Genomic DNA, 12,267 nt, shown 5'->3' with positions numbered 1-12,267 from the left:
ACAGTTCACCTGTTTTTTAAAAGAAATTTGCAAGAAAGAACTGTTTTAAAAGGCAGCTTAAGCCATATTGTTTCCATAAAACAAGAAAAACAGCGGCAGTTGCCACTGTTTAGCACCATCCTGCTTCTTCGTCGCAGTCTGTATATTTTTGCGTTTCACCTTGCTTTTGTACATCTGTATATTGGTAGAATTTATTATTTTCTTGCGAATACCCTTCTTCAAAGCGGTATTCATTGCCGCTTGTTCCGTAACTAACTTCACCAATTGGCTGCTTATCAACATATAATTTCATGCCGCCGTCATGAAATTTAGCTGTAACGCGATCTGTAACGTCCATTTTTTGTTTTTCAAACATAAAAAGACACTCCTTTAGCTTGTTTACTAATAGAGTGTCCAGTCAAAAACTTTTCATAAAGACAATTTATGGAGGAGTATTATCCTTCGTTTGTCATTTCTTCGTATTGCTCTGCTGTCATTAGCTTGTCTACTTGAGAAGCATCAGACGGTTTGATTGTAATCATCCATGCTTCTTCGTATGGAGATTCATTAACAAGTTCAGGGCTATCGCTTAAGTTATCGTTTACTGCTACAACTTCACCGCTAATTGGTGCGTAAAGCTCAGAAACTGTTTTTACTGATTCAACGCTGCCAAACGGCTCGTCAGCTTCTACTGTTGCTCCTACTTCTGGCAGTTCAACGAATACGATGTCGCCAAGCTCAGCTTGAGCGAAATGCGTAATACCTACGCGGACAACGTCTCCTTCTGTTTTTACCCATTCATGCTCTTCAGAATAACGCAAATCTTTTGGTGTACTCATCTTAATCCCTCCAAAATATGTATCGTAATTTGTTTATATAAAAAGCGCCTTCAACGTGGAGAACACTTTCTACAACCTAAAATAACTTCCTATTAACAGTGTAACGTAAAAGGTAAAAATTTTCTATTTGAAAACTTACTTCCACACGTCCTCAAACTGCTCTTCTTTGAAGCCAAGCGTTACTTTTTGTCCATCTGTTAGCAGCGGACGCTTAATTAACATGCCATCTGACGCAAGAATAGACAGCAGTTCGTCTTCACTCGCACTGCTTACTTTATCTTTAAGCCCTAATTCGCGATATTTTTTACCGCTTGTATTAAAGAATTTTTTTAATTCTAAGCCGCTGTTCTGATAATAAGATTGCAGCTGCTCTTTTGTTGGCGGGATTTCTACAATATGAATTTCTTCATACGCTACTCCGTTATCATCCAGCCACTTCTTGGCTTTTCGGCACGTACCACACTTTGGATATGAATAAAAAAATAATGACATTTCGTCAACCACCCTTTATTTTAAGCTTTTTTCGTATTTTAACACATCCTTTATCATTTACCTAGATAGAGGCTTCTTAAACAAAAAGGAGCTCGTAAAACGAGCTCCTTTTTCCCTTAAACTGTGAACTTCTCTACTTCTAGAAGCGTTTTTGCAATCTCGCGCTTTACGCTAATCACATTGATTGGTGTATAGCGCGTTAACTTGCGAAGAGACGAAAGCATGACTCTAAGCGTATCACCTTGTTCAACGCCAATTAACGTTTCTTTTGCATCTGCTTCAATTCGATTAAATGCTTCTTGGCAAAATACTTGCGTATATTTTACCTTCAAGCTGTTTTGATCTGCACCTGTTTTGGAAATCGCTTTTTCAGTACGTAAAACAGTGGATTCCATTGCATATACGTTACTAATCATATCGGAAATATTAACGAGAATTTCTTGTTCTTTCTCTAATTCTTTACCGTATTTCTGTGCAGCTAGACCTAAAAGCAAGAGCGCAATTTTCTTCCCATTTTGCACAAGCATTTTTTCTTGATCTAACGGCTCATTGCCTACTTCCTGCGGCATAAGCATCATCAATTCTTCTTGAAGCGTTTGTGCTTTTTGAAGCAGCGGAAGCTCTCCTTTTAGAGCTTTGCGTAAATACGTGCCTGGTACTAAGAGACGATTAATTTCATTTGTTCCTTCAAAAATACGGTTAATGCGGGAATCACGATACAGGCGCTCAATTTCATACTCACTCATAAAACCATAGCCTCCGTGAAGCTGCACCCCTTCATCTACGATGTAGTCAAGAGATTCCGTGGCAAACACTTTGTTTAATGAGCATTCAATGGCATATTCAGCAATGGAAGCGGCAATTTGTTTTCCGTCTTTTTGCTGTTCTTCTGAAAGCTGGCCCATATGGTCTTCAAAAAGTCCTACCGTACGATAGACGGAGCTTTCAGTTGCGTACAATTTAGAAGCCATTGTTGCTATTTTTTCTTGGGTTAATGAAAATTTAGCAATGGGCGTTTTAAACTGCTGACGCTGGTTAACATATTGAGACGTGATTTCTAACGCACGTTTCCCTGCTCCAACTGCTCCAACTCCAAGCTTGTAGCGCCCAATATTTAAAATGTTAAACGCAATCACATGCCCTTTGCCAACTTCACCTAACACGTTTTCTTTTGGAACAAGCGCATCTTCAAGAATCAACGTTCTGGTTGAGGAGCTTTTGATTCCCATTTTCTTCTCTTCCGGTCCAACCGAAACACCTGGAAATTCGCGTTCAACGATAAAAGCAGAAAATTTATCGCCGTCGATTTTCGCATACACCACGAACACATCAGCAAATCCGGCATTCGTAATCCACTGCTTTTCTCCATTTAACACATAGTGTGTGCCTTCTGCGTTAAGGCGAGCTGTTGTTCGAGCACCGAGAGCATCGGAACCAGAACCAGGTTCTGTTAACGCATATGCTGCTATTTTTTCCCCAACTGCTAAAGCAGGTAAATATGCTTGCTTTTGCTCTTCTGTTCCAAATAAGACGATTGGCAATGACCCAATTCCTACGTGAGCACCATGAGTGATGGAAAACCCGCCTGCTCGAGACATTTTTTCAGCAATTAAAGCCGAGGTAATTTTATCTAAACCGAGTCCACCGTATTCTTCCGGTACATCTGCACCAAGCAAGCCTAATTCACCAGCTTGTTTTAATAACTTTACAGAACGGTCAAACTCATGCTTTTCTAAATATTCCACTTGTGGAAGGACTTCATTTTCTACAAATTCATCTGTCGTCTTGGCAATCATCTTTTGTTCAGATGTATAATCCTCCGGCGTGTAGACGCGGCTTGCATCGCCTTCTTCAATTAAAAAGCTTCCACCTTTAATCATTTGTTTTGTTTTATTTGACATGTTCATATCCCCCTTTGAAATGATTATGCTAACAATTCAAATACACCAGCAGCTCCCATTCCTCCGCCAATACACATCGTGACAATTCCAAACTGCTCATTTCGACGCTGCATTTCGTGCATTAAGCTAAGAGTCAGCTTAGCTCCGGTACAGCCTAATGGATGACCTAAGGCAATAGCGCCTCCGTTTACATTTACTTTATCTTCATTAATATTTAATTCACGAATAACGCCAAGTGCTTGAGAAGCAAATGCTTCATTTAATTCAAACAATCCAATATCAGAAAGCTCCAGCCCTGCTAGTTTAAGAGCTTTAGGAATGGCAGCTATCGGGCCAATCCCCATTACTTCAGGCGGAACTCCTCCAACTGCAAATGAGCGAAACTTAAGCAAAGGCTTTAACCCTTCTGCTTCAGCTTGTTCTTTATCCATTAGAAAAACGGATGCAGCTCCGTCACTTGTCTGCGAAGAGTTTCCAGCTGTTACGGATCCTTTAACCGAAAAAGCTGGACGAAGTTTTCCTAATACGTCTGCAGTTGTGCCGGGACGAACTCCTTCATCTTGAGAGAACATCAGCTTTTGTTCACGGAGCTTATTGTTTTCATCCACTTTTCGAAGCGTCACTTCCACCGGAACAATTTCGTCGTTAAACTTCCCTTCTTGAAGTGCTTTTGCTGCTTTTTGATGGCTGCGTACAGCAAACGCATCCTGGTCTTCACGTGAAATGCCGTATTTCATCGCCACTTGTTCTGCTGTATGTCCCATGCCCATATAATATTCCGGCGCATTTTCAACCAGCTGAACATTCGGACGCGCTACGTTTCCAAACATCGGAACAAAACTCATTGATTCTGCTCCTCCAGCTAACACTGCTTTGGCTTGCCCTAGCATAATTCGTTCTGCACCGTAGGCAATACTTTGCAAACCTGACGAACAATAACGATTAATCGTTATTGCTGGCACCGTATAAGGCAAACCCGCAAGAGCGCCAATATTTCGAGCCATATTCAAACCTTGTTCTGCTTCAGGCATCGCACAACCAATAATTAAATCATCAATTGGTCCTTCGTATCCGCCTGCTCGGCGAAGAGTTTCTTTAACCGCGATGGCTCCCAAATCATCAGGTCTAACACTTGCCAGTGAACCTTTTTTTGCTTTTCCGACCGGTGTCCTAGCACCTGCTACAATAACTGCTTCTCTCATTTTTTCTCCCCCTTAATTACGCAGTGGTTTTCCTTTAACTAACATGTGCTGCATACGTTCTTGAGACTTCGCTTCACCAACAAGACTTAAAAATGCTTCTCTCTCTAAGTCCAGTAAATACTCTTCATCAACTTCCGAACCGAACGCTACACGTCCTCCGGCTAACACAAATGCTAACTTGCTAGCAATTTTATAATCATGTTCTGATATATATCCTGAATATTTCATGGATTGAGCTCCTAGCAGCAACGTTGCATATCCTGTTTCTCCAACCACAGGAATTTTAGTTCTTACAGGTGGTTTATAGCCCGTGTCATGTAAAGCAAGGACTGAGTTCTTCGCATCATTCAGCAAATGATCTCCGTTTACGCTGATGCCATCATGGCGATTTAAAAAGTTTAGCTGTCTAGCTTCTGCAGCAGAAGCAGATACTTTTGCAGTAGCAATTGTTTCAAATGTTTTATTGGCAATTTGCTGAAGATCGAGCGTTACACCGTTCGGTAAACCATTTAACTGTTTGATATAAAGCTCCTTATTACCTCCTCCACCAGGAATAAGTCCGACTCCTACTTCTACAAGGCCCATGTAAGTTTCAGCAGAAGCTTGGATTTTAGCTGACGGTAAGCAAATTTCTGCTCCGCCTCCAAGCGTCATCGCAAATGGAGCTGCAACAACCGGCTTTTCGTTGTATTTCACCTTCATCATTGCCTGTTGAAATTGTTTAATGACAAATTCAATTTCAAAATAATTGTCATCTTGTGCTTCCATTAAAATCATAGCTAAGTTAGCCCCAACGCAGAAATTTTTCCCTTGATTTCCTATGACCAGTCCTTTATAGTTCTTATTCACTTCTTCAAGAGACTGATTTAATAAGCTAATAATATCTAGCCCGATTGCATTGTTAGGAGAGGTGAACTGCAGGCACGCCACATCATCTCCTAAATCAATTAAACTCGCTCCGCTGTTTTCTAAAATGACATTATTTTGAGAACGTAAAGATGACAGGTGAATCACCTTTTTATTTTCTTTTACCGCTTTATACTCTTCATCTTCGTAGTAAAGCGTTTGACCTTCCATTTCTTTATAGAAGCTTGTAAATCCATTTTCCTGCATTTGTTTTACCCACTGCGGAACTGCTAAACCAGACTGCTCCATCTTCTCAATTGACTTTTCTAAACCAATTGCATCCCACGTCTCAAAAGGACCCATTTTCCAGCCAAATCCCCACTTCATAGCTTGATCAATGGCCACGATATCGTCGGCGATTTCATTTTTTAACTGTGCTGCATATACAAGAACGGGACTGATCACATTCCAAAGAAGCTGTCCGGCACGATCATCAGAATATATAAGCGCTTTCATTTTATTTTGCAGCCCTTTTGCCTGCTTGCTTAATTCGGTAGAAGCTGTTTTTAACTTCTTTCTCTCAACGTATTGAAGTGTACTAGGATCAAGTTCTAAAATTTCCTTGCCTTTCTTTAAAAAGAAGCCTTGCCCCGACTTGCTTCCCAGCCAGCCATTTTCCTGCATTTGTTTCATAAATAAAGGGACATCGAACACTTCTTTTTCTTTGCCTTCTACTTTGTCAAATACATTGTTAGCCACATGAATAAATGTGTCTAGTCCCACTACGTCTAGTGTTCGAAACGTTGCGCTTTTTGGTCTTCCAATTAAGGGGCCCGTCACAGAGTCAACTTCTCCCACGCTGTAATTACCTTTTAACATTTCTTGAACGGTCACAAGTAAACCGTACGTACCGATACGGTTGGCGATAAAGTTAGGCGTATCTTTTGCAATAACTACTCCTTTACCTAATACATCTTCACCAAACGTTTTCATATATTCAACAATTTCTGATTTTGTGTCATGAGTTGGAATGATTTCTAATAACTTTAAATAACGCGGTGGATTAAAAAAGTGCGTTCCTAAAAAATGCGTTTTAAAATCTTCTGAGCGTCCTTTAGCCATTTCGTGGATCGATATTCCTGAAGTGTTTGAACTTACAATACTTCCTTTTTTTCGTACACTGTCAATTTTTTCAAACAACTGCTGTTTAATATCAAGACGTTCCACTACTACTTCAATAATCCAATCACAGTCGCTTAACTGCTGTAAATGATCTTCAAGGTTTCCTGGCGTAATCAACGATAGTGATGACTTAGACGTTAAAGGCGCCGGTTTTTGCTTCGTTAATTTAGCTACAGCGGTTGTACTCAACCGATTTCTCACTTGCCTATCTTCAAGCGTTAGCTGTTTTTTTTCCTCGTCTGCTGTTAATGAAGTTGGAACCACGTCTAGCAAAAGCGTTGGAATTCCTACATTCGCTAAATGAGCTGCAATTCCAGAGCCCATAACTCCTGAACCTAAAACGGCGGCTTTTTTTATGTTCATAATTATCCCCACATCCCCTTTAATATATTGAATGAATGGTCATTCATTTTATGCGTAAAAAAAGAGAGTCACTGTTAATCTCTGTTTTTACTATAAAACATTTTTTAAATTTTCGCAATATATTCACAATATTATCTCTAACTATTTTTAATGTGTTTGGTTATCTTAATACACAGGAGGTGATTTTGTGAGCAAATTAAAGAAGGATCCATCGTCAGCAGGCGTAAGCGCAGCAAGCGTTAAAGGAAATGCTGGACCGGTTAATGAACCGCACGGCCGCGGCAAAAAGACATCTCAAAACCAACAGTACACAAAGCATAACACTCAAGGACATTAACCTCAAAATCGAACATGAGTAATCGAATCATGTTCGATTTTTGATTATTTCTTACTTTGTCATCACGACCATTTCATTATTATTTTTTTACGATTCCTTTTAAGACAAATGCGACATTTGCAGGTCTTTCTGCAAGGCGCCTCATAAAGTACCCATACCAGTCCGTTCCATAAGGAACGTACACTCTCATTTTATATTGTTCTGCTACGAGCTGAACTTGCCTTTCTGATCGAATCCCGTATAGCATCTGAAACTCAAACTGATTCATTGAAATTCCATGTTTTTTAACAAACTCTTTTGTATACTGAATGATTCGTTCATCGTGAGTAGCAACTGCTGTGTAGTGACCGTTTAATAAGTGAAGTCCAATGATGTTTTGAAAGTTTTCGTCCACGTCTTCTTTATCAGGAAACGCCACGTCTGCTGCTTCTTTGTATGCCCCTTTCACTAACCTTAATTTAGGAGCATACGCATCTAATTCACGGATGTCACTTTCTGTTCGATATAAGTATGCTTGAAGCACCGTCCCTACGTGTTCATACTCATTTTTTAATTGTTTAAATAGCTTAATCGTCTTGCTGCATCGCTTATAGTCCTCCATATCAATCGTCACAAATACGCTATGTTTTTCCGCTTCTTCAAGAATACGCCGCATATGATGAAGGGCCAAATCTTCTGAAATATCCAGTCCCATAGACGTTAATTTTAAAGAAATTTCTGAATCTAATCTTTCTTTGTGTATAAGGTGAATAGCCTTTATGCATTGAGCTGCAGCATGATCCACTTCAACTTCACTTTCCACAAACTCGCCAAGATAATCAACCGTTACTTTTAATCCCTGTTCATTTAGCTTTTTTATCACACTAACAGCTTCATCGATGGTTTCCCCTGCAACAAACCTTGCTGCTCCAAAACGTAAGCCATAGCGCTTAGCCAGCTTTGTTAACTTTTTGCTTTTTGATAACAATAAAAAAAAGTTTCTTATCGTTTGTTCCAAAGCAACCCCCCGCCTTCACTTGTCATACGCCTCACAAAATTTATTTAATTATCATTAATTTTACCATTTTTTAAACTAGATAGGCACCCTTTATTAACGTATGCACACAAAACCAAAAAGCGACCGGGAGCTTTTGGATAAAAAAACATCCATCAGCTTCGTGATGAATGTTTTTATTCTGGTTTTCGCTGTGACGCTCGATGCGCTTCATTCAGCTCTTTGATTTCCTTTACAATCTCGACCATTTCCGCTTTTGCTTCTGGATATAATTGATTCCAATGCTTGGTTAAAGGCGGCATGGATTTTGAGATATGGTTGTAAAGTGCCCACATTTTTACTTTTTCTTGTATCTGCTCGTCACTTTCACCGACCATTAGTTCTGTATACTTTTCAATCAAACCGTCGAATTGCTCTTGAAAGGTTTTATTCATGCACAATCACTCCTTTCTTTGGTTTACAAATAACCGGACACGTTTGACAATAAGTCTCTTTAGCTCCTGTTTGGTAAGATAAACAGCACGTTTGCCGAACCCTTATCTCCTGCTTTTGCTTCTTTACATATGGAGGAGGTGAACTGTACCGAGAAAGCGGATTATGATGGTATGGACCAAAGTGATGACCCTCAGCTTCTTCCAACACGTATCGTAAATTCTTTTGCACTTGCACATTTTCTATTTCTTCATTTGCTAAAAGCAAATCATAAAGCCAGTGGATATAAACAGCTACGTTTTCCCACAGCGTCAGCTTCGAGATTTTTGTCACTTTATGCAGCGATGACCATATCGGCTCAATGTGATGAGCAAACAATTCATCAAGAAGTTCATCAAGAAGAACCTTCTGATTGTCCTCTGTTACTTCTTTCGTCTCAGTTTCTGAGATGAACACTTTTGGGAGCCACATTGTTTCAGCGTCTTCTGTATGCAACGAAACATTTTTAGTCGATGCATTTATCTTTTTTTGAAACACAATAAATGAATACAAAGCCGCCACCACAACAAAGCTATACCGCTTAGCTAACATGGAGGCAGCTGCTCTCAAGTTATCAGCCTCCATCGTCTGTTGAATCCATAGCAGCTGCATCCGCAGCGTGCTTTCATCCATGCAGCTGGAGGTAGACAACCTGTACAGCGAGTTATCTTTAAACGTACAGCGGAATTTTTCTGCTAACTCGCTTTGCTCTTTCTTATTGAGCATGCTGCGTTTCAACGCGCAGCTTATTCACAATACATCGTCCGCGCCCATGAGGAATACAAAGAGGCGTTCCAAATAACGGATCCACCGTCACTTCACAGTTCATATTAAAGACTCGCTGTACTAAATCGCAGTTAATGACTTCTTCTGGTCTTCCCTGTGCATAGATTTTTTTATCTTGAAGCGCCACAATATGATGAGCATAGCGGCAGGCTAAGTTTAAATCGTGCAGCACCATTACGATGGTACGATTTTCTTTTTCATTCAATTCAAATAACAAGTCCAAGATCTCAATTTGATGTGTCATATCTAAATACGTTGTCGGTTCATCAAGTAAAATAATATCCGTATCTTGTGCTAATGTCATGGCAATCCATGCGCGCTGACGCTGTCCTCCAGAAAGCGAATCAACTTGACGATCAGCCAAGTCTGCTAAACCTGTTGCCTCGAGTGCATTTTGTACTTTTTCTTCATCTTCTTGAGACCACTGACGGAACCAATTTTGATACGGATAGCGCCCTTGTTTAACAAGCTGCAGCACGGTCAACCCTTCAGGTGCAACAGGACCTTGTGGAAGAATTGCTAGCTGCTTTGCAATTTCCTTTGTCGGAAGAGAGGAAATTTTAGAGCCTTCTAGTAAAATAGAGCCGGCATGTGGTTTCAATAACCTTGCTAGTGAACGCAGCAGCGTAGATTTTCCGCATCCATTACTGCCGATAAAGACCGTAATCTCACCCTTTGGGATGGTAACGTCAAGCTCATCTATAATCATCGCTTCTCCATATGATAATGTTAGCGATTTTGTTTCTAACGAATGCATGCGAATCGCTCCTTCTACAAAGAATGCTATACGTTTCTTTGTTTGTATAGTAAATAAATGAAGTACGGTGCGCCAATTGCAGCTGTAAATACACCTGCTGGCACTTCGATTGGCAAGAAAAATGTTCGGCCAATTAAATCTGCTGCTGTGATTAAAATCGCTCCAATTAATGCCGATAGCGGTATTAAAGCGCCGAATGAAGAACCTACCAGCTTTCGGGCAATATGTGGAGCAAGCAATCCTACAAAGCTAATTCCGCCGGCAAATGCAACGGCGCTTCCTGTTAAAGCTGTACTCATCAGCAATAGTGCCAATCGATTTTTTTGAACGCGACTTCCAACGTTAGTCGCAATTTCTTCACCTAATTCTTGAACATTTAAATTTCGAATCATTAAAATCGTGATTATAACTAGCCCTATTGTAACAGGAACTAGTACGGAAACACTGGCCCAATTTGAACCATACACCGTTCCTGTGATCCAAATATTTGCCTGACTGGCGCGATAGATAGGACCCATAATCATAAACAGCGTGGTCATGGCTTTCGTTAACGCTGTTAATCCAATTCCTATTAATACTAGTGTAATAGGAGAGACGCCATTTTTCCAGGCAAACACATAAAGTAAAAGCGCCACTGCCACTGCACCTAAAAATGCGCTAACAGGCATCCAATTAATACTTACGGTTAACGAGTTGCTTTTATCACTAAATAGTGTCAAAAATAACACTACACCGACTGACGCTCCTCCTGTTAATCCAATTAAGTCTGGTGAAGCAAGCGGATTTCTCACAAGCCCCTGCAAGATAGCGCCTGCAATAGCTAGACAAATACCGGCACAAATGGCAACAATAATGCGTGGAAGTCTAAAAGATGTAACAACTAATCGTTCAAACTCCAATCCATGACCCGCTAAAATGTTAATCACACGAAGTGGATTAATAAATAAGTCACCCATACCTGCACTCAATAAAAAGAGAGCAACAAGTGCAGCTGAAAATCCAATAATGATCAGAGCTGCTTTTATGTTAACCAAAAATGAAATTCTCTTTAAGCGAAGAGATAAGTATGTTTTCATGACGCCTTTGCCCCTTTCCTTGCCATATAGATAAAGAAAGGCGTACCAATAACAGCAGTCATGATTCCAACAGGGATTTCTTGAGGCATAATGACATACCTGGCTGCAACATCGGCTAATAAAATTAAGATGCCTCCGGCAACCGCACTATAGGGAAATACCCAACGATAATCTTGTCCTACAATTGCTCTTACAACATGAGGAACAATAATTCCGACAAAGCTAATCGGACCGGCTACTGCAACGGCTCCACCAGCTAAAATGGCAATAATGGTGCCGCTTATAATTTTGACAAGAATCGTTCTTTGACCTAATCCTTTAGCTACATCTTCACCAATCGTTAAAATATTAATTTTTGAAGCGATAAAAAACGTGACAATGATTGCTGGTACTATATAAGGCAGTATGCCATACAGCATTTCCACCTTGCGTCCTTGCACAGATCCAGCCAGCCAAAAAAGAACTTGATCAAGCGAAGATTCATCCACAGCCAGCAGTCCTTGTGTTAAAGAAGAGAAAAAGGCTGCAATAGCAGCTCCTGCGAGCGTCAATTTAATAGGCGTTAATCCTTCTTTTCCGAGGGATCCAAGAAAATAGACAACCACTACGGTTAATGCCGCTCCTACAAATGCAATCCACGTAAAAGCTTGAAGTGAATTGACCGAAAAAATCATCACTGCAACAACAATAAAAAAGCTGGCCCCAGCGTTCACACCAATAATATCCGGTGAAGCAAGTGGGTTTTTCGTTAACGCCTGCATCATTGCTCCTGCAATTCCTAAACAAATACCTACCACAGCACCGATTATAGCGCGCGGCAATCGAATATTTTGAATAACTATGTGCTCATTCGAACCGTTAAACGCTTGAAAAGCTTCAAATGCTGTCTTGATACTTGTATCTGTGTATCCGAGTACGATACTTAATCCAATACAGATTAAAAGCAGCATGATTCCAATGATGAGCCCCATTACTTTCATTTGAACACTGCGTAGCATCATTTTCATTGCTCTCCTCTAAGATGATTCCTATATATATCTAA

The 12,267-nt window shown here is 40.2% G+C and carries 13 protein-coding genes; 1 reads left to right on the top strand and 12 read right to left on the bottom strand.

Annotation, left to right across the window (positions count from 1 at the left end; translation table 11 throughout):
* Window positions 1-109: 109 nt before the first annotated feature.
* The 6 genes from ACFX40_RS18580 to ACFX40_RS18555 all read right to left on the bottom strand — a co-directional run bounded on the left by ACFX40_RS18580 (window position 110) and on the right by ACFX40_RS18555 (window position 6,807).
* Complete coding sequence (locus tag ACFX40_RS18580; RefSeq protein ID WP_013059654.1) at window positions 110-355, bottom strand: YusG family protein; 246 nt, start codon at window positions 353-355, stop codon at window positions 110-112.
* A 79-nt stretch (window positions 356-434) separates the two neighbouring features.
* Window positions 435-818 carry a glycine cleavage system protein GcvH gene (gene gcvH / locus ACFX40_RS18575; protein ID WP_013059655.1) on the bottom strand — a complete coding sequence of 128 codons (384 nt, stop codon included), beginning with the start codon at window positions 816-818 and terminating at the stop codon, window positions 435-437.
* Between the two features lie 135 nt (window positions 819-953).
* Complete coding sequence (locus ACFX40_RS18570; protein ID WP_377255831.1) at window positions 954-1,310, bottom strand: arsenate reductase family protein; 357 nt, start codon at window positions 1,308-1,310, stop codon at window positions 954-956.
* Window positions 1,311-1,426: 116 nt separating this feature from the next.
* Entirely contained in the window at window positions 1,427-3,211 is a 1,785-nt protein-coding gene (locus ACFX40_RS18565) for an acyl-CoA dehydrogenase family protein (protein WP_060745815.1), read from the bottom strand.
* Window positions 3,212-3,234: 23 nt separating this feature from the next.
* Window positions 3,235-4,413 (bottom strand): acetyl-CoA C-acetyltransferase, encoded by a 1,179-nt coding sequence (locus tag ACFX40_RS18560; protein WP_028409611.1) that lies wholly within the window; start codon window positions 4,411-4,413, stop codon window positions 3,235-3,237.
* A 12-nt stretch (window positions 4,414-4,425) separates the two neighbouring features.
* The gene (locus tag ACFX40_RS18555; protein WP_377255863.1) at window positions 4,426-6,807 is read right to left on the bottom strand and encodes a 3-hydroxyacyl-CoA dehydrogenase/enoyl-CoA hydratase family protein; all 2,382 of its coding nucleotides are present in this window, start codon (window positions 6,805-6,807) and stop codon (window positions 4,426-4,428) included.
* A 184-nt stretch (window positions 6,808-6,991) separates the two neighbouring features.
* Here ACFX40_RS18555 and ACFX40_RS18550 point away from each other — a divergent pair, with 184 nt between their 5' ends.
* Window positions 6,992-7,141, top strand: coding sequence for a YuzL family protein (locus tag ACFX40_RS18550; protein WP_013059660.1), 150 nt, complete (start codon window positions 6,992-6,994; stop codon window positions 7,139-7,141).
* A 79-nt stretch (window positions 7,142-7,220) separates the two neighbouring features.
* On the opposite strand, the gene ACFX40_RS18545 is transcribed toward ACFX40_RS18550, so the two are convergent.
* The 6 genes from ACFX40_RS18545 to ACFX40_RS18520 form a co-directional block, all read right to left on the bottom strand.
* Window positions 7,221-8,138, bottom strand: a complete 918-nt coding sequence (locus ACFX40_RS18545) for a proline dehydrogenase family protein (protein ID WP_028409613.1) — start codon at window positions 8,136-8,138, stop codon at window positions 7,221-7,223.
* A 173-nt stretch (window positions 8,139-8,311) separates the two neighbouring features.
* Entirely contained in the window at window positions 8,312-8,569 is a 258-nt protein-coding gene (locus ACFX40_RS18540) for a YusU family protein (RefSeq protein WP_377255828.1), read from the bottom strand.
* Complete coding sequence (locus ACFX40_RS18535) at window positions 8,562-9,332, bottom strand: IucA/IucC family C-terminal-domain containing protein (protein WP_377255825.1); 771 nt, start codon at window positions 9,330-9,332, stop codon at window positions 8,562-8,564. Before ACFX40_RS18535 ends, ACFX40_RS18540 begins: the two co-directional genes overlap by 8 nt.
* The gene (locus ACFX40_RS18530) at window positions 9,322-10,149 is read right to left on the bottom strand and encodes an ABC transporter ATP-binding protein (protein ID WP_013059664.1); all 828 of its coding nucleotides are present in this window, start codon (window positions 10,147-10,149) and stop codon (window positions 9,322-9,324) included. The genes ACFX40_RS18535 and ACFX40_RS18530 overlap by 11 nt, the downstream gene beginning before the upstream one ends.
* A 26-nt stretch (window positions 10,150-10,175) precedes the next feature.
* Window positions 10,176-11,225: a FecCD family ABC transporter permease gene (locus ACFX40_RS18525; protein WP_377255822.1), complete on the bottom strand. Its 1,050-nt coding sequence runs from the start codon at window positions 11,223-11,225 to the stop codon at window positions 10,176-10,178.
* The gene (locus ACFX40_RS18520) at window positions 11,222-12,226 is read right to left on the bottom strand and encodes a FecCD family ABC transporter permease (RefSeq protein WP_377255819.1); all 1,005 of its coding nucleotides are present in this window, start codon (window positions 12,224-12,226) and stop codon (window positions 11,222-11,224) included. The genes ACFX40_RS18525 and ACFX40_RS18520 overlap by 4 nt, the downstream gene beginning before the upstream one ends.
* Between the last annotated feature and the right edge of the window lie 41 nt (window positions 12,227-12,267).

It is taken from the genome of Priestia sp. YIM B13552 (genome assembly GCF_042787775.1).
GTDB classification, from domain to species: Bacteria; Bacillota; Bacilli; order Bacillales; family Bacillaceae_H; genus Priestia; species Priestia megaterium_E.
Note: the sequence above shows the minus strand (reverse complement) of the source record. Positions and strands in the feature narration are given on the sequence as shown.

Coding starts and splice junctions, on each gene's coding strand:
- ACFX40_RS18580 (WP_013059654.1), bottom strand. CDS start 355: ATGTTTGAAAAACAAAAAATGGACGTTACAGATCGCGTTACAGCTAAA.
- gcvH (WP_013059655.1), bottom strand. CDS start 818: ATGAGTACACCAAAAGATTTGCGTTATTCTGAAGAGCATGAATGGGTA.
- ACFX40_RS18570 (WP_377255831.1), bottom strand. CDS start 1,310: ATGTCATTATTTTTTTATTCATATCCAAAGTGTGGTACGTGCCGAAAA.
- ACFX40_RS18565 (WP_060745815.1), bottom strand. CDS start 3,211: ATGTCAAATAAAACAAAACAAATGATTAAAGGTGGAAGCTTTTTAATT.
- ACFX40_RS18560 (WP_028409611.1), bottom strand. CDS start 4,413: ATGAGAGAAGCAGTTATTGTAGCAGGTGCTAGGACACCGGTCGGAAAA.
- ACFX40_RS18540 (WP_377255828.1), bottom strand. CDS start 8,569: ATGAATAAAACCTTTCAAGAGCAATTCGACGGTTTGATTGAAAAGTAT.
- ACFX40_RS18535 (WP_377255825.1), bottom strand. CDS start 9,332: ATGCTCAATAAGAAAGAGCAAAGCGAGTTAGCAGAAAAATTCCGCTGT.
- ACFX40_RS18530 (WP_013059664.1), bottom strand. CDS start 10,149: ATGCATTCGTTAGAAACAAAATCGCTAACATTATCATATGGAGAAGCG.
- ACFX40_RS18525 (WP_377255822.1), bottom strand. CDS start 11,225: ATGAAAACATACTTATCTCTTCGCTTAAAGAGAATTTCATTTTTGGTT.
- ACFX40_RS18520 (WP_377255819.1), bottom strand. CDS start 12,226: ATGATGCTACGCAGTGTTCAAATGAAAGTAATGGGGCTCATCATTGGA.